22 protein-coding genes and 2 pseudogenes are annotated in these 24,660 nt (G+C 66.5%); 11 read left to right on the forward strand and 13 right to left on the reverse strand.

From position 1 onward, the window contains the following. Positions 1-14: 14 nt before the first annotated feature. The 7 genes and pseudogenes from MICSW_RS04835 to MICSW_RS04865 form a co-directional block, all read right to left on the reverse strand. The gene (locus tag MICSW_RS04835; RefSeq protein ID WP_292728934.1) at positions 15-1,460 is read right to left on the reverse strand and encodes a maltokinase N-terminal cap-like domain-containing protein; all 1,446 of its coding nucleotides are present in this window, start codon (positions 1,458-1,460) and stop codon (positions 15-17) included. Further along, positions 1,457-3,223: a maltose alpha-D-glucosyltransferase gene (gene treS, locus MICSW_RS04840; protein WP_464497107.1), complete on the reverse strand. Its 1,767-nt coding sequence runs from the start codon at positions 3,221-3,223 to the stop codon at positions 1,457-1,459. The genes MICSW_RS04835 and treS overlap by 4 nt, the downstream gene beginning before the upstream one ends. 94 nt (positions 3,224-3,317) lie before the next feature. Continuing rightward, positions 3,318-3,593 (reverse strand): annotated as a pseudogene (locus tag MICSW_RS04845) (1-aminocyclopropane-1-carboxylate deaminase); the annotation flags it as partial. Positions 3,594-3,600: 7 nt separating this feature from the next. Next, positions 3,601-4,566: an IS481 family transposase gene (locus tag MICSW_RS04850; RefSeq protein ID WP_464497110.1), complete on the reverse strand. Its 966-nt coding sequence runs from the start codon at positions 4,564-4,566 to the stop codon at positions 3,601-3,603. Between the two features lie 40 nt (positions 4,567-4,606). Further along, the gene (locus MICSW_RS04855) at positions 4,607-5,425 is read right to left on the reverse strand and encodes a 1-aminocyclopropane-1-carboxylate deaminase (protein WP_464497114.1); all 819 of its coding nucleotides are present in this window, start codon (positions 5,423-5,425) and stop codon (positions 4,607-4,609) included. After that, on the reverse strand, positions 5,422-6,135 hold the full coding sequence (locus MICSW_RS04860) for a GntR family transcriptional regulator (RefSeq protein ID WP_292733238.1): 714 nt from the start codon (positions 6,133-6,135) through the stop codon (positions 5,422-5,424). Before MICSW_RS04860 ends, MICSW_RS04855 begins: the two co-directional genes overlap by 4 nt. A gap of 53 nt (positions 6,136-6,188) precedes the next feature. After that, on the reverse strand, positions 6,189-6,827 hold the full coding sequence (locus tag MICSW_RS04865) for a pyroglutamyl-peptidase I (protein ID WP_292733241.1): 639 nt from the start codon (positions 6,825-6,827) through the stop codon (positions 6,189-6,191). A gap of 103 nt (positions 6,828-6,930) precedes the next feature. On the opposite strand from MICSW_RS04865, the gene gtfA reads away from it, so the two are divergent. Together gtfA and MICSW_RS04875 are read left to right on the forward strand one after the other, a co-directional pair. Beyond that, positions 6,931-8,418 carry a sucrose phosphorylase gene (gtfA, locus tag MICSW_RS04870; protein ID WP_292733244.1) on the forward strand — a complete coding sequence of 496 codons (1,488 nt, stop codon included), beginning with the start codon at positions 6,931-6,933 and terminating at the stop codon, positions 8,416-8,418. 66 nt (positions 8,419-8,484) lie between these two features. Then, positions 8,485-10,281 carry a proline--tRNA ligase gene (locus MICSW_RS04875; protein ID WP_292733247.1) on the forward strand — a complete coding sequence of 599 codons (1,797 nt, stop codon included), beginning with the start codon at positions 8,485-8,487 and terminating at the stop codon, positions 10,279-10,281. 4 nt (positions 10,282-10,285) lie between these two features. Here MICSW_RS04875 and MICSW_RS04880 read toward each other — a convergent pair whose 3' ends face one another. From MICSW_RS04880 to MICSW_RS04895, 4 genes are all read right to left on the reverse strand, one after another. Next, positions 10,286-10,789: a pyridoxamine 5'-phosphate oxidase family protein gene (locus MICSW_RS04880; protein WP_228177690.1), complete on the reverse strand. Its 504-nt coding sequence runs from the start codon at positions 10,787-10,789 to the stop codon at positions 10,286-10,288. Positions 10,790-10,840: 51 nt separating this feature from the next. Beyond that, positions 10,841-11,650, reverse strand: a complete 810-nt coding sequence (locus tag MICSW_RS04885; RefSeq protein ID WP_292733250.1) for a DUF1206 domain-containing protein — start codon at positions 11,648-11,650, stop codon at positions 10,841-10,843. Positions 11,651-11,736: 86 nt separating this feature from the next. After that, on the reverse strand, positions 11,737-12,567 hold the full coding sequence (locus tag MICSW_RS04890; RefSeq protein WP_464497125.1) for an NADH:ubiquinone oxidoreductase subunit 4 (chain M): 831 nt from the start codon (positions 12,565-12,567) through the stop codon (positions 11,737-11,739). Continuing rightward, a complete protein-coding gene (locus MICSW_RS04895) occupies positions 12,564-14,069 on the reverse strand; it encodes an alanine/glycine:cation symporter family protein (protein ID WP_228177693.1) in 1,506 nt (501 codons plus the stop codon). The genes MICSW_RS04890 and MICSW_RS04895 overlap by 4 nt, the downstream gene beginning before the upstream one ends. A 131-nt stretch (positions 14,070-14,200) precedes the next feature. On the opposite strand from MICSW_RS04895, the gene nusA reads away from it, so the two are divergent. The 4 genes from nusA (at position 14,201) to rbfA (ending at position 18,885) form a co-directional block, all read left to right on the forward strand. Next, positions 14,201-15,190 carry a transcription termination factor NusA gene (nusA, locus tag MICSW_RS04900; protein ID WP_228177694.1) on the forward strand — a complete coding sequence of 330 codons (990 nt, stop codon included), beginning with the start codon at positions 14,201-14,203 and terminating at the stop codon, positions 15,188-15,190. A 44-nt stretch (positions 15,191-15,234) separates the two neighbouring features. Continuing rightward, positions 15,235-15,522, forward strand: coding sequence for a YlxR family protein (locus tag MICSW_RS04905; protein WP_228177695.1), 288 nt, complete (start codon positions 15,235-15,237; stop codon positions 15,520-15,522). A gap of 57 nt (positions 15,523-15,579) precedes the next feature. Next, the gene (gene infB, locus MICSW_RS04910) at positions 15,580-18,357 is read left to right on the forward strand and encodes a translation initiation factor IF-2 (protein ID WP_347424140.1); all 2,778 of its coding nucleotides are present in this window, start codon (positions 15,580-15,582) and stop codon (positions 18,355-18,357) included. Positions 18,358-18,447: 90 nt separating this feature from the next. After that, the gene (gene rbfA, locus MICSW_RS04915; RefSeq protein ID WP_228177697.1) at positions 18,448-18,885 is read left to right on the forward strand and encodes a 30S ribosome-binding factor RbfA; all 438 of its coding nucleotides are present in this window, start codon (positions 18,448-18,450) and stop codon (positions 18,883-18,885) included. A gap of 541 nt (positions 18,886-19,426) precedes the next feature. Here rbfA and MICSW_RS04920 read toward each other — a convergent pair. Continuing rightward, positions 19,427-20,329: an HhH-GPD family protein gene (locus tag MICSW_RS04920; RefSeq protein WP_464497140.1), complete on the reverse strand. Its 903-nt coding sequence runs from the start codon at positions 20,327-20,329 to the stop codon at positions 19,427-19,429. Between the two features lie 92 nt (positions 20,330-20,421). On the opposite strand from MICSW_RS04920, the gene MICSW_RS04925 reads away from it, so the two are divergent. From MICSW_RS04925 to MICSW_RS04945, 5 genes and pseudogenes are all read left to right on the forward strand, one after another. Continuing rightward, positions 20,422-21,096, forward strand: a complete 675-nt coding sequence (locus tag MICSW_RS04925; RefSeq protein ID WP_464497143.1) for a nucleoside/nucleotide kinase family protein — start codon at positions 20,422-20,424, stop codon at positions 21,094-21,096. After that, a pseudogene (truB, locus tag MICSW_RS04930) lies at positions 21,093-21,997 on the forward strand (tRNA pseudouridine(55) synthase TruB). Before MICSW_RS04925 ends, truB begins: the two are co-directional and overlap by 4 nt. Next, positions 21,994-22,362 carry a hypothetical protein gene (locus tag MICSW_RS04935; protein WP_292733267.1) on the forward strand — a complete coding sequence of 123 codons (369 nt, stop codon included), beginning with the start codon at positions 21,994-21,996 and terminating at the stop codon, positions 22,360-22,362. The pseudogene truB and the gene MICSW_RS04935 overlap by 4 nt, the downstream one beginning before the upstream one ends. A 65-nt stretch (positions 22,363-22,427) precedes the next feature. Beyond that, positions 22,428-22,889 carry a hypothetical protein gene (locus MICSW_RS04940; RefSeq protein ID WP_292726900.1) on the forward strand — a complete coding sequence of 154 codons (462 nt, stop codon included), beginning with the start codon at positions 22,428-22,430 and terminating at the stop codon, positions 22,887-22,889. Next, entirely contained in the window at positions 22,886-23,863 is a 978-nt protein-coding gene (locus MICSW_RS04945; RefSeq protein WP_228177704.1) for a bifunctional riboflavin kinase/FAD synthetase, read from the forward strand. The genes MICSW_RS04940 and MICSW_RS04945 overlap by 4 nt, the downstream gene beginning before the upstream one ends. 17 nt (positions 23,864-23,880) lie before the next feature. On the opposite strand, the gene deoC is transcribed toward MICSW_RS04945, so the two are convergent. Then, entirely contained in the window at positions 23,881-24,609 is a 729-nt protein-coding gene (gene deoC, locus MICSW_RS04950; protein WP_228177705.1) for a deoxyribose-phosphate aldolase, read from the reverse strand. Between the last annotated feature and the right edge of the window lie 51 nt (positions 24,610-24,660).

Raw genomic sequence — 24,660 nt, forward strand, 5'->3', positions numbered from 1 at the left:
CTGGGTCCGGGAGTCTAGGACCTCGCAACGCGTTCGAGCGCCTCCAGCGGGATCGAAACCCACGTGGGCCGGTTGCGGATCTCGTACATGACCTCGTACACCGCCTTATCAGCGACGTAAGCGTCCAGCAGCACACGGTGAGGCCCGGTGAGGTCCGCGCCGGTGTCGCCGTCGCTGCCGTCATCGGATGCCGCAGCCGCGACGTACGCCGCGACGAAGTGCTCGCGAGCGCGGGCTGACCACTCGCGCGCGCGCTCTGCTCGCAGAGCCCCCGCCTCATCGGTATCGGTGTCCGAAGCCCAGGACACCTCGATCATCGCCGCCGCGTAGTCGAACGAACGCAGCATTCCGGCAACATCCCGCCACGGCGAATCCGGAAGAGAGCGCTGCTCGAACGGCCGGCCCGGTTCACCCTCGAAGTCGACGATGCGCCATCCGTGCGAGGTACGCAGAGTCTGGCCGAGGTGCAGGTCGCCATGCACGCGCTGAACCTCGAGGGTGTCAAGTGCGGCGACAGCGTCATAGAGGGCGTGCAGTTGCGGGACGCTGGCCTCAAGCCCGGGGACCGACCGGCGCGCGTGGTCGAGGCGACCCCGCATCGCGTCGGCGAGCTCCGCCGTGGTGCCGGCACCGCGGCGCTCGGCGGGAAAGCGCGACCGCATCAGGGCATGGACCTGCGCGAGGGCCGCACCCAGACGCGCGGCCTCGCCGGCGAAGTCACCTCCGGAGTCCTCCGCACGCTGCTCGGGATCTGCGAGGAGCGCGCGAACGCTGGCGACGGCCAGCTCGAATCCGTCGGTCGCAGTCGCCAGGAACTCTTGCAGCATCGCCGTCTGCAGCAGCTGCCCCTCGACCTCGACCTCCACCCAGCCGTACAACTGTGCGATGTGTTCGGAGCCGCCGCGTGTGAGTTCCTCATGGATCTCGATGTCGGGGTTCGTTCCGGGGCTCACCTTGCGGAACAGCTTCATGATCGCGGTGTCATCGAACCGCGCCGACGAGTTCGACTGCTCACCGGTCATCGGTGACGAGACGAGCGAGTCGTCCAGGGGTTCGCCGCCTGCGACACGGTGGAAGCGCAGCCGATCGACCTGCGCGGTTCCCGTGGCCTCCGCCGCGATGAACCCGTCCAGCCAGATGCGCATCGCCTCGCGGTCGTGCACCGCGTCGTAGAGGTGGATGTGGCCGGCATCCGTGTCGATGCCCCCGAGGTAGGCATGGCTGATTCGCTCTTCAACGTCGGGGTAGCCGCTCAGCGGCACCTGATACAGCTCGCTGTCGGCATCCTGATCGCGATAGGTCACCGTGAGGAGGTAAACGGTCAGAGACGGCCGCCCCTGCCGAGCAGGCACGTCCGCGATGCTGCGTACCTGTTCGACCTCGAATGGCCGCCCCTTGCCGCCGAACCAGCGGGTGCGTATCAAATAGCTCTCCAGGAGAGCGGCGTCGGGCGCGGTCACAGCAGCCCCACCTCCTCTGCATCGTCGGCCGTTGAGTGCAGTTGAAACCAGAAGAACCCGTGACCGCCGAGGGTGAGCAGGTAGGGCAGCTCACCGATCCGGGGGAAGGGAACGCCGCCGACGAGCTCGACCGGCACGAGCCCCTCGAAGCGACGGAGGTCGAGTTCGACCGGCTGGGGGAACTGCGACAGGTTGTTGACGCAGATGATGACGTCCACGGTGCCGTCGTCGTTGGTGTGCTCGCGCGTGTAGGAAAGCACTGACGGATTCGACCCGCCCAGGTCGTTGAAGCTCCCGAGTCCGAACGCCGGGTGGCGCTTGCGAGCCTGGATCATCTGACGCGTCCACTGGAGCAGCGAGGAGCGGTTCTCCTGCTGCGCTTCCACGTTCACAGCGAGGTATCCGTGCACCGGGTCCTGCACGATGGGCAGGGCAAGCTTGCCCGGGTTGGCGGTGGAGAACCCGGCGTTGCGGTCCGAGGTCCATTGCATGGGTGTGCGCACGCCGTCGCGGTCACCGAGCCAGATGTTATCGCCCATGCCGATCTCGTCGCCGTAGTACAGCACCGGCGCGCCGGGCAAGGAGAGAAGCAGCGCGGTGAACAGTTCGATGCGATCGATGTCGTTGTCCAGCAGTGGTGCGAGGCGGCGACGGATGCCGATGTTCGCCTTCATGCGCGGATCCTGCGCGTACTCGTTCCACATGTAGTCGCGGTCTTCGTCGGTGACCATTTCGAGGGTCAGCTCGTCGTGGTTGCGCAGGAAGATCCCCCACTGGCATCCGGACGGAATCGGGGGAGTCTCCGCGAGGATGTCGCTGATGGGATAACGGGACTCACGACGCACCGCCATGAAGATGCGCGGCATGACCGGGAAGTGGAAGCACATGTGGCATTCGTCGCCGCCGACGTCCGGATCCCCGAAGTAGTCGACGACATCCGCCGGCCACTGGTTGGCTTCGGCCAGGAGCACGCGTCCCGGATACTCGCGGTCGACGATGCGGCGCACCTTCTTCAGGAAGTCGTGTGTTTCGGGGAGGTTCTCGCCGTTGGTGCCCGGGCGCTCGTAGAGGTAGGGGACGGCATCGAGGCGGAACCCATCGAGCCCCATGTCGAGCCAGAACCGCATCGCGTCCAGCACCGCGTCGTGGACCCGCGGGTTGTCGAAGTTCAGATCCGGCTGGTGCGAGAAGAAGCGGTGCCAGAAGTACTGCTGCCGCACCGGATCCCACGTCCAGTTGCTCGGCTCGGTGTCGACGAAGATGATGCGGGCATCCTCGTAGAGCTCGTCGGTGTCGCTCCACACGTAAAAGTCGCCGTACGGCCCGTCGGGATCGCGGCGGCTCTCTTGGAACCACGGATGCTCGTCGCTGGTGTGGTTCATGACGAAGTCGATGATGACCCGCATGCCCCGCTCGTGCGCGGCGTTCAGAAAGGCCTGGAAGTCTTCGGTAGTTCCGAGCCCCGGCTGGATGCCGGTGTAGTCGGCAACGTCGTAGCCCCCATCGCGCAGGGGGGAGGGAAAGAAGGGCGGAAGCCACAGACAGTCGACACCGAGCCACTCGAGGTAGTCCAGCTTGTCGATGAGGCCCCGGAAGTCGCCGGTTCCGTCGCCGTCACTGTCTTTGAAGGATCGGACCAAGACCTCGTAGAAGACCGCCGTCTTGAACCATTCAGGCTCCGCGCTTCCGGGTGTATCGGGGAACGGCTCCTGTGTCAGGATCGGGATGGAGACGGTATTTGTCGTCGGTTCCGCGGCGGTCATCTGTTCCTCCCGTGGTTCCGGATGTCGGAGGGCCTGTCGTCTGCCTAACCTGCCACACGCGCCTGTCCGATGCCATCCCCTTGCGCTCGCGCGCTCAGTCCCATAGGCGCCAATAGGCGTTGATCGCGGGCTGCCCGCCGAGGTGGGCGTACAGCACCGTCGAGTCTTGGGGAATGTCGCGGCTGCGCACCAGGTCGATCAGCCCGGCCAGGGACTTTCCTTCGTAGACGGGGTCGGTGATCATGGCCTCCAGCTGCGCGCCGAGCGCCATCGCGGCCATTGTCGAGTCGACCGGGATGCCGTACAGGTCACCAGCCCAGCCTTCGAGCACCTGGATCTCGTCGTCTCGGAGGTCGCGGCCTAGTTGTACCGGGTCATCACGTTGGTGCCAGTCGGGTGATCGGCGGGTGGCCTCCGAGGGCTGAGTGGCGCCGTCCAGTGTTGTAGTGCTCGAGCCAGGGTGCAAGCGCTGCGGTGCGGTCTGTGTTGGTGAGGAAGACGTGCCGGTAGGCCCATTCGGTCTGCAGGGTGCGGTTGAAGCGTTCGACCTTGCCGTTCTGCCAGGGGCAGTGCGGCTTGATGAACTTCTGCCGGATCCCGTGCGCGGCGCAGACCTCGCGCAGCGAGAACCTGTAGGCCCAGGCGTTGTCGGTGATGAGCCGCTCGATGCGGGGGATGCCGTGGGCGGCGAAGTAGGCGATCGCGCGTTCCAGGAACGCCGCGCAGGTGGCTCCCTTCTCGTCGGGCAGGACCTCCGAGTACGCGAGCCGGGAGTGATCGTCGACGAGTGAGTGGACATAGTCGTACCCGACCTTCGTGTTCCGGTCTCGCAGGATGGATCCGCTGGCGCGGCCGTGTGCTTTCCAGCCGCCGCCGTCGGGGATCTTGCCGAGCTTCTTCACGTCCATGTGGACCAGCTCGCCGGCCCGGTCCCGCTCGTAACGGACCGCGGTGGTCTTCGACGCGCGGATCACCTCCCCCGTGATCGGATCCAGCGCCCGCAGCGGCGGGATGCCGTGACGGGCGAGGATGCGCGAGACCGTCCGAGCCGACATGCCCAGTCGCGCGGCGATCTCCTCACGCCCGATGCGCTCCCTCTGGCGCAGCTCGAGCACTGCCTCCTCGCGCCCGGGACTCGTACGCGTCGGGCTGGTGTACGGACGCGAGGAACGGTCGACCAGCCCAGCCTCGCCCTCGGCGCGGTAACGCTCGATCCAGCGCTTCACGCAACGACGTGAGACTCCCATCGCCGCGGCGATGTGCGCCTGCTTCCAGCCGGCTCGGGCACGTTCAATGATTAACCGCCTGCCATGAACGGTCAGACGGGCGTTAGCGTGGGCCATGGGACCTCCGTGTGCTTCGTGAAGACGTCAGATATCTCCACTAAGCCCGGAGGTCCTCCCCATTCACAATCCCAACGAGGGGACCAACCTCATGGCCGGGTACACCTAGTTCGATGAGGCTGGCGGTGTTCCGCGCGATCCGCGCTACCTGCTCCCGCGTCTTCTCGATCGTTGCCGATGCGTCGATCCCGATGATCCGGCGGCGCACTCCGGTCAGCTCCTCCAAGGCTGCGAAGCCGGCGATCATGCCGGCGTGGGTGGACCCGGTCACCGTGCAGACGATGATCGTGTCGAAGAAGACCCCGAGCTGCTTCTCCTGTTCGGCGACCTCGAAGGCCCAGTTGGCGAATCCCAGTCCGCCCAGCGGGTGCTCTGACGCTCCCGCCGGGATCGGATACGGCACGCCGCCGGCATCCTCGACTTCCTGCAGCGCCGTCTTCCACGAGTCCCGGATGCCGATGTCGAACCCCGCGTCGTCGAGGCGCGAGTCTGCTCCCATCATCCGGGTGAGCAGGATGTTGCCCACTTTGTCGTTGGTGGGGTCCTCCCACGGCACCCACTTCTCTTGCACGAGCCGGGCCTTCAAACCGAGGTGGGCCGCAACAGCTGCCACCTGTCGCGTGTGGTTGGACTGGTAACCGCCGATGGACACGAGGGTGTCTGCGCCCGAGGCGATGACGTCGGGGACGATGTACTCGAGCTTGCGGACCTTGTTACCGCCGTACGCCAGGCCGCTGGAGACATCCTCGCGCTTGGCCCAGATCTGCGCGCCGCCGAGGTGGTTGCTCAGGCGAGCGAGGTGGTGGACCGGGCTCGGTCCGAACGTGAGCGGGTAGCGGGGGAACTCATGGAGCTTCATGCGTGGGAATCCTCGGTTTCGTTGCTCGTGCCGGTGTCGGCGGTGGCGGGGTCCGAGACGTTGGCATCGCCCTCGGTAAGCAGGTAGGTCCAGATAGACTCGGCGATCTCCGCAGCGCCCAGCGCGTCGCCGAGGGCGCAGCGCGCGATCAGCTGGTCGTGGCGCAGTGTCGAGAGCTCGGCGTGCTCCGACGAGAATTGTGCGCGTTCTGCTCGCAGGAGGACCGGTTCATACAGGCGCAGCACCGTTCGTATTGCATCGTTGTCGGCGATTTCGACCAGGATGCCGTGAAAGAGTTCGTCGGCGGCGATGGCGCCGTCGATGTCACCGCACCGGAGCGCTGCGGCGAACAGGCGATTCGCAGCACGCATCCGCTCGATCGTGTTCGAGTCGAGTCGCGGCACTGCTGCAATCGCAGCGAGACGGTGCATGGCCGCTACGACATCGCGAGCCTCACTGGTGGCCCGACGTTCGATCGGCGAGATGATTGTCGCCCGTCCCGGTGTCGTCTGGACGAGTCCCGCGTGTGCGAGCTCGAGCAGCGCCTCGCGAACAGGTGTGCGGCTCACGCCCAGCCACTGCGCAATGTCGGCGTCACGCACCTGTTCGCCCGGCGCGAGGGTGCCGTCCACGATGGCGGCGCGCAGCCGTGCTTGTACCTCGTCGCGGAGGAGGGGGCGGTGGGTGCCCGCTGTCGAGGGGACCGGCATGCAATATATTGCATACGGAACGACGCGTGTCTGTCAACTCCGACCGACGGGGTTCAGGCCAGGTGTCCGGCGGGGACGTCGAGATCGCGGGTGTACGTCAGCGTCGTGATCACGGCGATCTCGAGCGCGCGCGTGATGTCGGCTTGGGGGAGCGACGCCGCGCCGGGTGGTGCGTTCTCGGCATCCCATGGCACATGGATGAAGCCCGCCCGCAGTCCCGGGGTGTTCACGCTCACGTGTGCGAGCGTGAAGAACACGTCGTTGCAGACGAACGAGCCGGCCGATAGCGACACGGAGGCGGGGATGCCGCTGGCCGCGATCTCCGTGGCGATCGCCTTGACGGGGAGCGAGGATGCGTACGCGAGGGGCGCGCCGGGGATGCTGGCGGTGTCGACGGGCTGATGCCCCGCGTTGTCGGGAATGCGGGCGTCGCGCAGATTAACGGCGATGCGCTCCGGCGTGATGGCGTCGCGACCGCCGGCCAGGCCTGTCGCAATGACGACATCGGGCCTGTGTGTGGCGACGAGCTCGATCAGCTCTGCGCCAGCGCGCGCGAAATCCACGGGAAGTACTGCCGTGACCAGTCGAGCCGGCCCGTTCCACGCGGCGCCCAATCGCACTACCGCGTCGCCTGACGGATTCGTCTGATCACCGGCGAACGGTTCGAAGCCGGTCAGAAGCACGGTCGACATGCCTTCACGGTACGTCGAGGATGCCGGTAGAATATGCTGACACGATTTAGCAACGCGGAGGAGGTCGTCAGGACCGAGCCGCAGACGCCCCGGAGTGCTGCTCATGACCCATCCGATCCAGCTCATCGCCTATGCCGACCGCCTGGGAGGGACGATTCCCGCGCTCGGTGAAGTAGTACGCGACCGATTCGCTGGAGCCTTCGGCGGCGTTCACATCCTTCCTTTCTTCACGCCCTTCGACGGCGCCGACGCCGGGTTCGACCCCGACGATCACACGACAGTCGACCCTCGGCTGGGCACGTGGGACGATGTCCGCGCCCTCTCTGACGACCTCGATGTCATGGTGGATGTCATCGTCAATCACGTGTCTGCCCGCTCGCCGCAGTTCCGCGACGTCATCCAGAACGGGGACCAGTCGCGCTACGCGGAGATGTTCCTGACGATGGGAACTGTCTTCCCGGACGGTGCGACAGAAGCCGATCTGCTGCGGATCTATCGGCCCCGTCCCGGGCTCCCGTTCACTCCGTATCCGTGGGGCGAGTCGACCCGGCTGGTGTGGACCACCTTCACCGCGGCACAGGTCGACATCGATGTGCGCAGTGCTGCGGGGTCCGCGTACCTCCTTTCGATCCTGGATGCCCTGCGCGATGCTGGCACACGGATGATTCGCCTGGACGCTGTCGGTTATGCGGTGAAGACGCCGGGCAGCTCGTCGTTCATGACGCCTGAGACCTTTGCTTTCATCGATGAGCTGACCGTGCTGGCGCACGAGCGCGGGCTCGAGGTCCTCGTCGAGGTTCACTCGTTCTACCGTCGCCAGATCGAGATCGCCCAGCGCGTCGACCGTGTGTACGACTTCGCGCTTCCGCCCCTGGTGCTGTTCGCTGCCGCGACAGGAGATCACGCGCCGCTGGCGCGCTGGATCGCTGAGCGGCCCGAGAACGCCGTGACCGTGCTGGACACTCACGACGGCATCGGCATCGTGGACGTGGGGCCCGACGCGGCGACGGGGGAGCCCGGGCTTCTGGATGCCACCCAGCTCGACGCGTTGGTCGAAGCGATCCACGACGCCACGGGCGGGCAAAGCCGGGCGGCAACGGGCGCGGCGGCTTCGAACCTCGACATCTATCAGGTCAACAGCACTTTTTACGACGCCCTGCGCCGCGATGATCGGGCGTACCTGGCAGCACGTGCAGTGCAGCTGTTCTTGCCCGGCATCCACCAGATCTATTACGTCGGGGCTCTCGCTGGAACCAATGACATGGATCTGCTCGGGCGCACCGGGGTCGGGCGCGACATCAACCGCCACATCTACAGCGACGCCGACGTGACGCGCGACCTCGAGCGGCCTGTCGTTGCCGCTCTGTTGGAGCTGTGCCGATTCCGCGCTGGCGCCCCGGGGCTCGACGGGGCCTTCCAGTCGCGGCTCGATGACGACGGATGGTTGCACATGCGGTGGGAGTCGGCATCCGGATGGTCCGAGCTGCGGGCGCGGCTGGACCAGGGCCAGGCCGAACTCCGCTGGGCGCGTGCCGACGGGCGCGAGCACGCTACGGCGGACCTGCTCGAGCAGCCTCCCACCGATGGGTGAGGCCCGGACGCCTTCGGCTCGCCGTTCGCTGAACCGGTGCGCCGCCGCGGCCTAGACTTGACGCTCGTGGTCACCCGTCTCTCGCATTACTTCCTCCGCACGCTTCGCGAAGACCCCGCCGACGCCGAGGTCACCAGCCACAAACTCCTGGTGCGCGCCGGCTACATCCGGCGTCAGGCACCCGGCATCTTCGCGTGGCTGCCACTGGGCCTGCGGGTCAAGGCGAAGCTCGAGCAGATCATCCGCGACGAGATGGCTGCCGCGGGAGCCTACGAAGTGCACTTCCCGGCGCTGTTGCCCCGGGAGCCCTACGAAGCGTCGGGGCGCTGGGAGTCTTACGGCGACGGTATCTTCCGCCTCCAGGATCGCAAGGGCGCCGACTATCTGCTCGCGCCGACCCACGAGGAGATGTTCACGCTCCTGGTGAAGGACCTCTACTCCTCGTACAAGGATCTGCCGCTGGCGATCTACCAGATCCAGGACAAATACCGCGACGAGGCTCGGCCGCGCGCGGGGCTGCTGCGCGGGCGTGAGTTCACGATGAAGGATGCCTACTCCTTCGACTACACGGATGCCGGGCTCGATGCGTCGTACCAGGCCCAGCGTGACGCGTACGAGCGAATCTTCCAGCGGCTCGGGCTCGAGTACGTCATCGTCAACGCCGACAACGGGCTGATGGGCGGCGCTCGCAGTGAGGAGTTCCTGCATCCGACCCCCGTCGGGGAAGACACCTTCGTTCGCAGCGCCGGGGGATACGCCGCCAATGTCGAGGCCTTCACCACGGTCGTTCCTGCACCCCTGCCGTTCGATGGCCTTCCGGACCCGGTGATCTTCGACTCGCCCGACACCCCGACGATTGCCACGCTGGTAGACCACCTCAACGCGAACGAGGCTGCCCCGGCTCCCGGCATCGCCGGTCCCGCCACGGATGGCGACACGACGTGGACGGCAGCTCACACGCTGAAGAACGTGGTGCTCGCGCTGACCCACCTCGACGGCACCCGCGAGATCGTCGTGGTCGGTATCCCTGGAGACCGCGATATCGACGACAAGCGCGCCGAGGTGGCCTTCGCGCCCGCCGCCGTCGAGGCGGCGACGGCTGACGATTTTGAGAACAGCCCGTTGCTCGTGAAGGGCTACATCGGTCCCTGGTCACCGACGGGGGCGATTCTCGGCGAAGAGTCGGCGACCGGCATCCGGTATCTCCTCGACCCGCGTGTCGTGGAGGGTACGTCGTGGGTCACTGGCGCGAACATCGACCAGAAGCATGTCCACTCACTCGTGGCGGGACGGGACTTCAGCGGCGACGGTTTCGTCGAGGTAGCGAACGTTCTGCCCGGCGACCCGGCACCGGATGGCTCGGGACCCGTCGAACTGGCGCGTGGAATGGAGATCGGTCACGTCTTCCAACTCGGCCGCTTCTTCGCCGAGACGCTTGGCCTGAAGGTTCTGGATGAGAACGGCAAGCTCGTGACGGTGACGATGGGCTCCTACGGCATCGGCGTCACGCGGATCCTTGCGATCATCGCTGAGCTGAGCAACGACGAGAAGGGTCTCATCTGGCCGACTGCCGTGGCACCCTTCGATGTGCATGTCGTCGCCACGGGCAAGGACGCCGTCGCGTTCGACCTTGCGGAACAGGCAAGCGCGCGACTTGAGGCGGCCGGTCTCGAGGTCGTTTACGATGACCGGCCCAAGGTTTCTCCGGGGGTGAAGTTCGGCGACGCAGAGCTTGTCGGCGTGCCACGCATCCTCGTGGTCGGACGGGGAGCGGCGGCCGGTGAGGTCGAGCTCTGGGATCGCCGCACCGGCGAGCGCGAGACGATGACGCTTGACGACGCCATCGCTCGCCTCGCGCCGTGAGGTATCAGTAGGCGATCTTCGCGTGCCGGACGATGTCGTCGTCCGGTGTGTCGCGGGTCACCAGCGCCTTCAGCATCCCGGCGGCCTGCGCCAACCGGTTCTGTCCGGGTTCCCAGAACTCCACTTCGACCGGGCTCACCCGCAGGAGGGTGATCCCGGGCGTATCGAGCCCGTCCTCGAACCACACCTCCAGCGACGGCGAGTACAGCTCTTGCATGAGTGCATCGTCGTGGACGACGCGGGCGTGACCGGCGACCGAGACGTAGCGCATGCCCTTCGGGTCGCAGTAGGACAGTCCGACCTCGTCATCTGCTTCGGCCTCGTCGACCTTCTTGGTGTGCTCGGCCGTGAAGAACCAGATGTCTCCGTTCTCGTCCATCCGGCGTGTGCTCATCGGGCGGCTCACCAGATTGCCGCCGTCATCGCGCGTCGTGAGCATCGTGATGTCGATGTCTTCGACGAGTTCCTTGGCGCGGGTGCGGGCTTCGGTTCCTGTCAATTCCGTCATGTCGGCAGGATGTGGGTCATCCCCTCGCGCGCGCGAGGGGATTGACACGGGTCACAGGTCTGCATATCGGGCGCGGAAGAAACAGAAGAGCCCGTATGCGGCGAAGCCTGTGCCGACGCCGATGACGAGTGCCGGGCCGGCCGGTAGCGCGAGCAGGGAGTGGATCGCTTCGTCCAATCCTCCGGCGGCGTCTGGGTCGGTGGTGACCGCCGCGATCACGACCAGGATGCCCACGACGGCAAGCGCGAGGCCCTTTGCGACGTATCCCACGATTCCGAGCACTGTCACCGTCATCCCGAGCCCCCCGCCCGGGTATGACATCTTCTTCTGGAAGCCGCGGGTCACGCCGACACCGGCGTAAGCAACGCCGGCGATGAGGATGCCGATCCCCAGGATGCCAAGCACGATCGGTCCCGCGAACAGCGAGAGCACGCCCTCGCTGGCATCCTCCGCGCTCTGTTCACTGTTGGGCCGCGCGCCCAGTGCAATTGCTGCCGCCAGCACCGCAAGGATCAGGTAGACGACCCCGCGGCCCCAGGAGGCTATTCTGCGCCGCCACCTGTCGGGCTCATCAGAGCCGCGTACGACAAGGCCGTCCGCGAGCTGATAGGCGCCGAGCACGGCAAGCAGCGCGGCAATCACCCAGACGAGGATGATGCCGAACGGCGCCTCGGCAAGTGCGGTGAACGCCCCGCTCTGGCTGGTCTGCTCGCTCGATCCTCCCAGCGCGACAGTGATCACGAGGGTACTCAGGAGCAGATGCACCAGGCCCATCGCGACGTATCCGCCTCTGGCGAGCGCTCGAACGGCGGGATGAGATTGCGCATCGCGCGCGGTATTTTTCACGCTGCCGGGGGCCATGAGGCGAGCGTATCTGCGGTCGGCACGGTCGCGGAGACGGTTGACGTCAGCGCGAGCCGATGCAACAGGCGATCGTCAGTGTGCGCTCAGAGTCCGAACTCCGCACGTACGTGGTCGCGGATCTCGACATACTCCGGGCGATCCCAGAAGAAGAGAAGCTTCTGCCCGATCACCGTGTCGTCGTCGGGTTCGGGCTCGAGCACGAACGTCATGAAGCTCTCGGCGAAGTCTTCGACCACATTGGTGGCGGCGTAGTCGCTCACGAAGTCCTCTTCATGATCGAGATAGAACTCGTAGGCGAGGTCGGCGTCTGCATTACCAGGATCCGGAGCATCCGACCCGTACCGGGACCAGAAACCCTGGTCGAAGGCCCACAGCGCCGAATCCGGCGCTGCGCACCCCTCGTCCAGCTGCAGCGTGTCGCAGCTCCACGCATCGGGGTCGGTCTGGCCCGGAGACAGGCTCAGAATGTGCGCGTACTCGTGGATCATCGTGGGCAGCAGCACATCTTGGTCTGCCCCGTCAGCGAGGTTCACCACGAGTGTCCACCGCGCGGGATCGTCAGTCTGGCGTACGTAGGCCCCCAGGTCGCTGGACTCTGAATCTCCGACACGGAAGTCGCGGATGACGCTGCCTGCCACCTCGGGGGTCGCGATCCTCACGAACATGTCCCAGACCGACTCGGTGGTCTCGTCGCCGGTGGGTGACAGCGAAGCATCCGGCTCGACGGTGTAGACCTGGACGACGCCGAGATCCTCGTCATCCTCGGTGTAGACCTCGCCGTCGCTGTACTGGCCGGAGCCGCTCTCGTCGACGACGCCGAAGTCGGTGAACGCTGTCAGCGAGCAACCCGACAGGGCAAGAAGAAGGGCGACGAGGGCGGTTGCGGCGGCGGGCAGTGTTCGCCTGCGGGTCATTGCTGTGCTCCGTGGAGGTGATCGCGGTGCTTCTGGGACTGCCGCTTTTTGGTGATGAGATCCAGCGGACCGGTGACGGTGAGTTCGTCTTCCCAGCACTCGATCCCCGTGACGCCGGGCAGCAGGTCGCGGGTGAAGACGGGATCGCGGCCCTCCCGGCGTTGGCGGGTGTAGTCGCGCAGCAGGCGGAAGGCGATGCCCGACAGCAGCGCGATGGCGATGAGGTTGATCAGTGCCATGACCCCCATGACGCCGTCCGCGAAGCTCCACACCAGGTCGGCAGAGGCGAGCGAGCCGAGGAGCACGGCGAGAACAACGGCAACACGGTAGGCCGGGAGGATGCCGCGTCGGGTGGTGATGAACTCGATGTTGGACTGGCCGTAGTAGTAATTGCCGAGGATCGACGAGAACGCGAGCAGGAAGATGATGATGCTCAGCGCAATGTTCGACCACTCTCCGAGCGTGGAGACGAGTGCCCCCTGGGTGAGGGCGATCCCTCGCGATGCGCCCGCCAGATCAGGGACAGACACCAGGATGATGAAGGCGGTGATCGAGCAGACCAGGAAGGTGTCGAAGTAGACGCCCAGCGACTGCACCAGACCCTGCTTGACCGGGTGCGTGACGGCGGCGCTGGCACCCGCGTTCGGAGCTGAACCGAGGCCCGCCTCGTTCGAGAACATGCCGCGTCGTACACCCGTCAGCACGATGTATCCGAACGTCGCGCCGACGACTTCGTTGAACCCCCACGCCTGCGTGAAGATCTCCCCGAAAACGACAGGGAGCTGATCGATGTGGATGGCGACCACCGCAAGGCCGAGCAGCAGGTAGGCGAGCGCCATGAGCGGCACCAGGGTCTGGGTGACTGACGCGATACGACGGATGCCGCCGAAGACCACGAGCGCCGTCAACAGGGCCACAATCACCCCGGTGACCGGGCCGACCCATCCGGCATCCGTCCCAAAGCTCGACGACACCGTGTCGGCGATCGTGTTGGCCTGCAGGGATGAGAACGCGAACGGGAAACAGATCAGCAGGATGACGGCAAAGAGCACACCCATCCACCGCGCACGGAGTCCCCGCTGCATGTAATACGCGGGTCCGCCGCGGAAGCCGCCTTCGGCGTCGCGCACCTTGAACAGCTGTGCGAGCGAGGACTCGATGAAGCTCGAGGACGCACCGATCAGCGCCATGAGCCACATCCAGAACACGGCTCCGGGTCCGCCCAGCGCGATCGCGGTTCCGACCCCCGCGATGTTGCCGACGCCCACTCTCGAGGCCGCCGAAATAGTGAAAGCCTGGAACGACGACACGGACTGCGGTGCGCCGTCGGTTGTTCGCGGCGTCTTGTCGGTGAGGGTGCGGAACATCTCCGGGAAGAGCCGGATCTGCACGACGCCCGATCGCACCGTGAAATACAGGCCCAGTCCGACGACGATCGGAAGCACCGCCCAGGTCCAAAACAGGTCACCCCACTCGACGATGAGGGAATTGACGTCATCCACGGCATCAGTATGTCGGTTCCGGGATGGAATGAGCGACCAACACGGGACGAGCAAAGGAGCGATCGGGTAACGTGGGATGATTCCGCGCGGCGTGTGATTCGCGACGGGTAGAGCTGAATAGGGAGGTCACGATGGACATCGATCTGACACTGCTCAGAACGGTCGAGCGCGAGAAGGACATTCCGTTCGACGAACTCGTTCGCATCATCGAGCAGGCGATTCTGACCGCCTATGCAAAACACACCTCGCCAACCGGCGAGGCACCCGAGGGCGCGCGCGCTCAGCTGGACCGTAAGACGGGCCACGTCGCGATCTTTGTGCCGCTGCTGGATGACGAGGGTGTGGTCATCGGCGAAGAGGAGACCACGCCCGAGAACTTCGGTCGCATCGCGGCCTTCGCCGCCAAGCAGGTCATCAGCCAGCGCCTGCGAGACATCGCCGACGACGCCGTCCTCGGCGAGTTCCGGGGCAAAGAGGGCGACATCGTCGCCGGTGTCGTCCAGCAGGGACCGAACCCGCGCATGGTGCACGTCGACCTCGGCACGGTCGAGGCGATCCTGCCCCCCGAGGAGCAGGTGCCCGGAGAGGACTACGCCCACGGTTCGCGGCTGCGGGTTTATGTGACATCCGTCTCGAAGGGAACGAAGGGTCCGTCGATCACCGTTTCCCGGACGCACCCGGGCCTCGTTCGCAAGCTCTTCGCTCTCGAAGTTCCCGAGATTCCCGCGGGGCTCGTGGAGATCGTGTCCCTCGCGCGTGAGGCGGGGCACCGCAGCAAGATCGCGGTGAAGGCCAACGATCCGTCGATCAACGCCAAGGGAGCCTGCATCGGGGAGCTGGGGCGGCGTGTGCGCGCGGTCACCGAGGAACTTGGCGGCGAGAAGATCGACATCGTCGACTACAGCCCTGACCTCGCGACGTTTGTCGGCAATGCCCTCTCGCCGGCGAAGGTGACTTCCAGCTTCGTGTTGGATGCCAAGACCAAGGCCGTACGGGCCCTCGTGCCGGATTACCAGCTCTCCCTTGCCATCGGCAAGGAGGGACAGAACGCGCGGCTTGCCGCAAAACTCACGGGCGCGAAGATCGACATCCAGCCCGACAGCATTCTCGACGAGTCCTGATCGGCCGAGCCTCGCGTGGGCTGGCCCGGGAGGGCAGGTGTAGAATGGAACCTGTACGAACGTGCGTCGGATGTCGCACGCGTTCTTCCCGATCGGCGCTTCTTCGCGTCGTGGCCATCGAATCCTCACTCGTCTGGGACGAGCGGGCTTCGATGCCGGGGCGGGGTGCGTGGGTTCATCCGACGCGAGAGTGCGTCGACGCGGCACTGAAGCGTCGGGCCTTCGTACGCGCGCTTCGCGCCCCAGGTTCTCTGGATTCGCAAGCGCTCACGAAACGGCTGAACGAGAAACGGCTGAATGGCAATGGACACAAAGTGAACGGCTCGAAATGAGACCCGTCCGCAACTAGTGGTCCGCCCCTGTCTGGGTGGACCCCAGACAGGAGAACTGTGGCAAAACCACGCGTGCACGAGATCGCATCCGAACTCGGCATTGACAGCAAAGTGGCTCTCGCGAAGCTGAAGGAGCTCGGCGAATTCGTCAAGAGCCCCTCTTCGACGATCGAGCCTCCCGTCGCGCGGAAGCTGCGCGCGGCGTTCGAGGGACAGGGCGCTGACGCAGCCAAGGGCAGCGGCACGACCGCACCCTCGAGCGCGTCAGGCGCGCGCCCCGCCCCGCGTCCCGGCGCGACGTCAGGTCGCTCGGGATCGCGCCCGGCTGCAACTCCCGGGGCTGCGACCCCGGGACCGCGTCCCGGCCCGCAGCCGGCGGAGAAGGCGGAAGCTCCCGCCCCGGCGGCATCCGCACCCGCTGCGCCTACGGGGTCCAGCGCGCCGGCGTCCGAAGGCAACTCCGCCGACACGGGATCCTCTGCTGCTCCGACGCCGCAGGCTCCGCGTCCCGGTGGCGCACCGCGTCCGGGCAACAACCCGTTCGCGTCGCAGCAGGGTATGGGCCAGCGCCCGGCCGGCCCGCGTCCGGGCAACAACCCGTTCGCGTCGCAGCAGGGTATGGGCCAGCGCCCGACTCCTGCCAACATCCCGCGGCCTCAGGCTCCGCGTCCTGGTTCGCCCGGACGCCCCGGTGGCCCCGGCCGGCCGGGCGGCGCAGGCCGTCCCGGCGGTGGCGGTCGCCCCGGTGCACCGTTCCAGCAGCGTCCCGGCGGCGCCGGTCGTCCCGGTGGCGGCGGTGGGTTCGCTCGTCCCGGCGCGCCTGGCGGCGGTGGCGGTTTCCCCGCCCGTCCCGGTGGCGGCGGCCGTGGCCGCGGTCCTGGCGGTGGCACCGCCGGTGCTTTCGGTAAGGGCGGTGGCAAGTCCAAGCAGCGCAAGTCGCGTCGGGCGAAGCGTCAAGAATTCGAGATGAGGGATGCCCCGCAGGTCGGCGGCGTCAACGTCCAGAAGGGCAACGGCGAGATCATCCGCCTGCGCCGCGGCGCGTCGATCTCGGACTTCGCCGACAAGCTCGAAGCGATCCGCGGCTACACGGTGCAGCCCGGCACCCTCGTGACGATCCTGTTCAACCTCGGTGAGATGGCAACTGCCACCGAGTCGCTGGATGAGGCGACCTTCGAGGTCCTCGGTGAAGAGCTCGGCTACAAGATCCAGATGGTCTCGCCCGAGGACGAGGACAAGGAGCTGCTCGAAGGCTTCGGTCTGAATCTCGAGCAGGAGCTCGCTGAGGAGGACGACGAAGACCTCGAGATCCGTCCTCCCGTCGTGACCGTGATGGGTCACGTCGATCACGGTAAGACCCGCCTGCTCGACGCCATCCGTCAGACCAACGTCGTGGCGGGTGAAGCCGGTGGCATCACGCAGCACATCGGTGCGTACCAGGTGTGGACCGAGCACGAGGACATCGAGCGTGCCATCACCTTCATCGACACCCCGGGTCACGAGGCCTTCACGGCCATGCGTGCCCGAGGTGCGCAGGTGACCGACCTTGCGATCCTCGTGGTCGCTGCCGACGACGGCATCATGCCGCAGACGGTGGAGGCGCTCAACCACGCGCAGGCGGCGAACGTGCCGATCGTCGTGGCGGTCAACAAGGTCGACAAGCCCGACGCCAACCCGCAGAAGGTCCGCCAGCAGCTGACCGAGTACGGTCTGGTGGCCGAAGAGTATGGCGGCGACGTCATGTTCGTCGACGTGTCAGCGCGCCAGGGAACCGGCATCCAGGATCTGCTGGACGCTGTCCTGCTGACCGCGGATGCCGGCCTGGACCTGCGTGCGAACCCGAACAAGGACGCCCGCGGTGTGGCGATCGAAGCCAAGCTCGACAAGGGCCGTGGTTCGGTGGCGACGGTGCTCATCCAGTCCGGAACGCTGCGCGTCGGTGACGCGATCGTCGCGGGTACCGCGTACGGCCGTGTCCGCGCGATGGTCGACGAGAACGGCGATCCGGTCGAGGAGGCGGCTCCCTCGCGTCCGGTCCAGGTGCAGGGTCTGAACTCCGTGCCCCGCGCCGGTGACGTGTTCATCGTGACCGACGAGGACCGTATGGCCCGCCAGATCGCCGAGAAGCGTGAGGCCGCCGAGCGCAACGCCCAGCTGGCCAAGGCGCGCAAGCGCATCTCGCTCGAGGACTTCACCCGTGCCCTCGAGGAGGGCAAGGTCGAATCGCTCAACCTCATCATCAAGGGCGACGTCTCCGGTGCCGTCGAGGCGCTGGAGGAGTCGCTGCTCAAGATCGAGGTCGACGACTCGGTGCAGTTGCGCATCATCCACCGCGGTGTCGGTGCGATCACCGAGTCCGACGTGAACCTGGCGACGATCGACAACGCGATCATCCTCGGATTCAACGTGCGACCGGACTCGAAGGCTCGCGAGCGCGCTGCCCGCGAAGGTGTCGACATCCGGTTCTACTCGGTCATCTACAACGCGATCGACGACGTCGAACAGTCCCTCAAGGGTCTGCTCAAGCCGGAGTTCGAAGAGGTGCAGTCGGGCGTGGCCGAGATCCGCGAGGTGTTCCGCTCCTCGAAGTTCGGCAACATCGCCGGATGTATCGTCCGCAGCGGCACGATCACCCGCAACGCCAAGGCGCGCGTCATCCGCGAGGGTGTCGTCATCGCCGACGGCCTCGCTATCGAGTCGCTCCGCCGGTTCAAGGATGACGTCACCGAGGTTCGCACCGACTACGAGTGCGGTATCGGGCTCGGCAAGTTCAACGACATCCAGGTCGGCGACGAGATCGAGACGACGGAGCTCGTGGAGAAGCCGCGCGGCTGAGGACCACGACACGCTGTGACTCGGGATGTCCCGCCCATTGAGGTCGGGACATCCTGAGTCTCGGCGGTTGGAAGCGCAAGGAGAGATGAGATGACTGGGGAACGTCAGGCACGCATGGCCGACCGGATCAAGGTGCTCGTTGCCGAGCGTCTCGAGAAGGGTCTGCGCGATCCTCGCATGGGGTTCGTGACGATCACTGATGTTCGCGTCACGGGCGACCTGCAGCACGCGTCAGTGTTCTACACGGTTCTTGGAAGCGACGAGGAGAGGGCATCGACAGCTGATGCCCTGCGCGCGGCAACCGGCATGCTCCGCAGCGAGGTCGGGCGAAAGCTCGGCGTGCGGTTGACCCCGACTCTCGAATTCATCCACGATGGACTGGCCGAAGACGCCGGGCACATCGAGGAGCTGCTTCGTGAGGCGCGTGAACGGGACGATGCCGTTGCCGGTCTTGCAGCATCGGCGACGTATGCCGGCGATGCCGACCCGTACGTGGCGCCCCGCATCCTTGCCGACGACGAGGACTGAGTTCCCTCAGTCGAGCACCGTTCTGCTCCGCACGGAGCCGGACACACCTGAGTACAGCGAACGTCCCCAGTGGCGGGCGCGCTCGAGTTCACCGGTTACGAGTGGGCCCTGGACGTCGGTGACATAGAAGCTGCGTGAGGCCACGGGAATGAAGCCGCGCGTTCGGCCTTCCTTTGCCGCAGCCCGACTGGCCGATCCCGGCACCCACCGCTGTTTGGTGTGGGTGTCGAACGTGACCAGGGGAACGGGCGCGGCGAGGCTGACGGCCGCGAGCCAGTCGCGGAGCCCTCTGGCACTGCCTCTGACGGCCCCCGTGCGACGGCGTCGTGGCGTGTGGTCTCGCGCGACATCGAGAACGCGTGGGTCGGGCCGCCGGCAACGACCAGAGTGGCATCAGCCGGGACGGTCAGCAGCGCGCTGTCGACATCCGTGATCGACACATCCGACCACTCAGCCAGCCCCTCGGCGGTCGCTCGGGCGATGTCTCGGGTGTTGCCGAACATCGACTCGTAGATCACGAGAGTCTTCACGAGTGTTGAGGTTAGGGTGTCGCGCGTGCCTCGCCTAGGGACTTTCGCCCCCGCGGCAGGCAGGCAATGTCGGCTTCGAGCTCGATGAGGCCATCGGCGATGAGTGAATCGATCGCGCGGTCACGTTGTGTCCGATCCGGCCAATCCGGCGCGAGGGTTTCGGCTGCGACGGGGGAGGGTGCGGCCTCGCGGAGAGCCCGCAGTACGAGGCCGCGAACCTGGCGGTCACTTCCCTCATACGCTGCCTGTCGCGGGCGTCGGTCTCCGGTGTCGGGGTAGCCGGCAGCTCGCCACGCGCATCTCTCTGCGACCGGGCACGCATCGCAACGCGGCGCTCGGGCCGTGCAAATCGTCGCGCCGAGCTCCATCGTCGCGGCATTGAAGAGCGCGGCATCCTTCCGCTCGAGGGGGAGGAGGGCTGCCATGGCATCGAGGTCACGCCGGGACGGAGGACCGGGCTGAGATCGTCCGTCGATCACGCGCGCGAGCACTCGGCGCGTGTTCGTATCGACGACCGGATGCCGCTCACCGTAGGCGAAGACCGCCACCGCACGGGCCGTGTAGTCGCCGATGCCGGTCAGTGCCAGGAGGGCTTCCACGTCGCGGGGAACCACACCGCCGTGTCGTGTGGTGATCTCTTCAGCTGCACGGTGCAACCACAGCGCGCGCCGGGGGTATCCGAGATTGGCCCACTGGGTGACGGCCTCGGCGGGAGACGCCTCCGCGAGATCGGCGGGCGTCGGCCAGCGCTGCAGCCACGCTTCCAGGTGCGGAATCACACGAGCGACCGGTGTCTGCTGCAGCATGAACTCGCTGACCAGGATCGCCCACGCACCCGTGCGCGGTTCCCGCCAGGGTAGGTCTCTCGCGTTGTGCCGGAACCACTCATTGAGATCGGAAGCGAGCGGATGCACGGCCCTCAGCCTATGCGTCCCGCGCTGAGGTCGGATTGCGGTGGCTCGGGCGGGCCGCAGGGGAGTCGGCCCTCGCCGAATAGGCTGGAGGCATGCGTCTGCCCGCCACACCGACAGTGACGCTGATGCGTGAACTTGTCAGTGCGCTGCCCCGGCGGCGGCTGGCGGGCCGTTCGATCGTCGCTGTAGACGGGGCTGACGGGGCCGGGAAGACCGTGTTCGCGGACACCCTGGCCGCTGTCATGAACGACCTCGGCGTGGTGGCGATCCGCGCATCCATCGACGGATTCCACCGGCCTCGCGCAGAGCGCTACGCGCGCGGTAGGCGCTCGCCCGAGGGGTTCTACCTCGACTCCTACGACGACGCGACGTTCCGCCGCGTTCTGATCGACCCGTTTCGCGAGGGCGGGCTGACCGGAGCGACCGCGGGCTTTCAGGTGGCGGCGTTCGATCTCGAGCGCGACATCCCCGTTGAAGCAGAGTGGACGACGGCGCCGCAGGATGCCGTGCTCGTCGTCGACGGCATCTTTCTGCACCGGCCCGAGCTCATCGACGTCTGGGACTGGTCGTTTTGGCTTGATGCTCCGGCTACCGTGCGCTTCGCTCGCATGGCGGAGCGCGACGGCACCGACCCCGACCCGGATGCGGCGTCGAACGAGCGCTATCGCGTGGGCCAGGAGATGTACATCGCACGCGTGGATCCCGCAGCTCTCGCCGCGGTTCGCATCGACAATTCCGATCCGACGAACCCGAAGGTCATCAGATGAGCGATCCGAGCGGCATCCTGCTCGTCGACAAGCCGGGTGGCATGACCAGCCATGACGTGGTTGCCCGCGCGCGGCGCGCGCTCGGCACGCGAAAAATCGGCCATGCCGGAACCCTCGATCCGATGGCCACGGGACTGCTCGTGCTGGGTGTCGGGGCATCGACACGCCTGTTGACCTTCATGGTGGGACTTGACAAGACCTATGAGGCGACGATCCGCCTCGGCGTCTCGACCGGCACCGATGATGCGGAGGGCGAGGTCATCGCGGCGGTGGCGGCCGATGCGGTGACCGACGCCGACATCCGCACCGGCATCGACGCGCTCACCGGGACGATCGACCAGATTCCCAGTTCCGTTTCCGCGATCAAGGTCGACGGGCGACGCGCGTACGACCGCGTACGAGCGGGTGAGCAGGTAGAGCTTGCGGCTCGCACTGTGACGGTGTCGCGATTCGAGGTTCGCCACACGCGCCGGGCTGCGACGGATGCCGATGGTGCCGCGCTGCCGGTGATCGATCTCGATGTCTCGGTCGATTGCTCGAGCGGAACCTACATCCGCGCACTCGCCCGAGACCTCGGCGCTGCCCTGGGCGTGGGGGACACCTGACCGCGCTGCGACGCACCCGCATCGGCCCGTTCCTGGTTGCCGATGGGACGAGGATCGACGACATCTCAGCCGCTCGACTGCTCCCACCGGCGGCTGTCGCCGGGACGGTTCTCGGAGCGGTCCCCGTGTCAGCGGAGGAGGCGCGCGACCTCCGTCAGGGCAAACGGATCCTCGGGGCGGCGGAGCGGCTGTCGTCGGGAACTGCGGCAATCGACCCTGACGGGCGGCTCGTCGGCATCCTGGAACGGCGCGGCAATGATCTGAAGAGTGCGATGAATATGGCGGAGGGGTCATGATCCTGTGGTTCACCTACGTGCAGGTGGGAGTGGCAGTCCTGGGAGGTCTGCTGTGCGTCATCCTGGGTCTTACCGGGCGTCGCCCGAGTGACTACACCGTTGGGGCCCTCGCGCTGTTGGAGCTTCTGCTGGTGGCGCAGGTCGTCATCGCCATCGTGGCTCCCTTCGTCGGTAACCTTCCGACCGGGAGCGTCCTCGAGTTCTGGGTCTACCTCGTCTCGGCGGCGCTTCTTCCGCCAGCAGCGGTGATCTGGGCCCTGCTGGAGCGCAGCAGGTGGAGCACCGTCATCATGGGGATCGCGGCTCTTTCCGTTGCGGTGATGGTGTGGCGGATGCAGGTCATCTGGACGATCCAGATCGGATGAGGCACGTCCGCGAGGTCGCGGCTCGCCCCGAGACCGGCCGCGCGGGACGTAGGATGAATGCCGCTATGACTACGCCTTCCCGACCCCGCATGACCGGAATCGGACGGGTACTCGTGATCGTCTACGCGATCATGGCTCTCGCGGCCACCGGTCGCTCGTTCGTCCAGATTGTGCGCGAATTCGATGAGGCACCTGTCGCATACACGCTGTCCGCGCTCGCCGCGGTCGTCTATATCCTCGCTACCCTCGCGCTGATCTTCGCAGGACGCCGCGGCTGGTACCTGGTCGCCTGGATCGCCATCTCTTTCGAACTGGCGGGCGTCCTCATCGTCGGGACGCTCAGCTACCTCGTCCCCGATATCTTCGGGCATCCGTCGGTGTGGTCGTATTTCGGTGGTCTTGGACCGGACGGCTATATCGGATACCTCTTCGTCCCCCTCGTCCTGCCGTTCCTGGGGCTGTGGTGGCTGTGGTCGCACCGTCCTGCCCGCGTCGCCTCTCTCGACGACGTCGCCGCGGTGTCATGATCGTTTTTCGGGACCCCGCCGAGGTGCCGCCGGGCTTCGGTCCGAGCGTTGTGGTCATCGGTAAATTCGATGGTGTGCACTCCGGCCACCGCGCGGTGATCGACCGAGCGCGGGTGAAGGCAGTGTCGCTCGGCGCGACAGTGGTCGCCGTCACCTTCGACCGCAATCCGCTAGCGCTGCTGGCCCCCGACAAGTGCCCCGAGAACCTCATTGGGGTGAACCAGAAAGTACGTCTGCTTGCCGATACCGGCGTGGACGCCGTGCTGGTGTTGCGCTTCGACGAAGATCTCGCGTCTCTGGCAGCTGACGAGTTCGCCAGTCTCGTTCTGGTGGACGCATTGGCCGCCGAGGCCGTGTTGGTCGGCGCCGACTTCCGCTTCGGTCGGGGTGGCGTCGGTACTGCGCAAACCCTCACCGCTTTCGGTCTCAGCCACGGCTTCGAGGTTGACGTCGTCCATGACGTGCGAGCTGCCGACCGAGGCAGGCGCGTCTCGTCGACATGGATTCGGGAGCTCCTGAGCTCCGGGGACGTCGTGGGCGCGCGCAAGTTGCTCGGCCGCGACCATTCGGTCGTCGGCGAGGTCGTTCACGGACTCAAGCGTGGAAGAGAGATCGGGTACCCGACCGCGAACCTCAGCGACGACCTCGAAGGGTTCGTTCCGGCCGACGGTGTGTATGCCGGCTGGCTCATCGATCAAGCGGATGCCAGTGGCCTGCGCCCCGGCATCCGATACCCGGCGGCGATCAGCATCGGCACGAACCCGACGTTCGATGACGTCGCATCGCGGCAGGTCGAGGCGTACGTGCTCGACGAGACCGATCTTGACCTTTACGGCCGTCAGATCGAGCTGCGGTTCGTCGAGCGCATTCGCGGCATGGGCGCATTCGAGGGTATCGAGGCCCTCGTCGCCCAGATTGCGAACGATGTCGAGCGCACCCGCGAGATTCTCGCGCGTGATCAGTCAACGGACTGACCACCGCCGCTTACCGCTCAGTAGGAGGACTCGTCCACCGCGCCGCTGGCCGTTCCGCCGGCAGCGATTCTTCGAAGCTCGCCGAGGATCGTCGCGCTGCCGCTTGTTCCCAGTCGGGTTGCGCCGGCGTCAAGCATCGCGATTGCGTCCTGGAGACTGCGTACCCCACCTGACGCCTTCACCTGCGTGTCCGGCCCGACGGTTCGCCGCATGAGGCTGACAGTTTCGACCGTCGCGCCCCCGCCGGCAAAGCCCGTCGAGGTCTTCACGAAGTCGGCCCCGGCTTCTTCGGCGAGCCGGGAGCCGCGTTCGATCTGCTCATCGTCGAGGAGGGAGACCTCGAGGATGACCTTGGTGACGGCACCGCCCGCGGCCTCGACGACGGCGCGGATGTCGTCACGGACCACATCATCGAACCCCGAACGCAGCGCGCCGATGTTGACCACCATGTCGAACTCGCTAGCTCCGTCCGCGGCGGCCTGTCTGGTCTCCGCCACCTTCGCCGCTGTCGAAGTGGTTCCGTGCGGGAAGCCGATGACGGTGCCGACAGCGACGCCGGACCCCTCGAGGAACTGCACAGCATGGGCGATGTCGGAGGGGCGGACGCACACGCTGAAGACCTTCCAATCCCGGGCGATCGTGAGCTGCTCGTCGACGTCGTCGCGGGTGAACTCCGGCTTGAGGATCGCGTGGTCGATCGTGGCTGCCAGCTGCGCCTCGGTGATCTGTTCGGTGGTCTCGCTCATGCCTTCAGCCTACGCACCGGTCGGCGCGGGGGACACCGGATCAGGCAAGCG

It is taken from the genome of Microbacterium sp. SW12 (assembly GCF_055391095.1).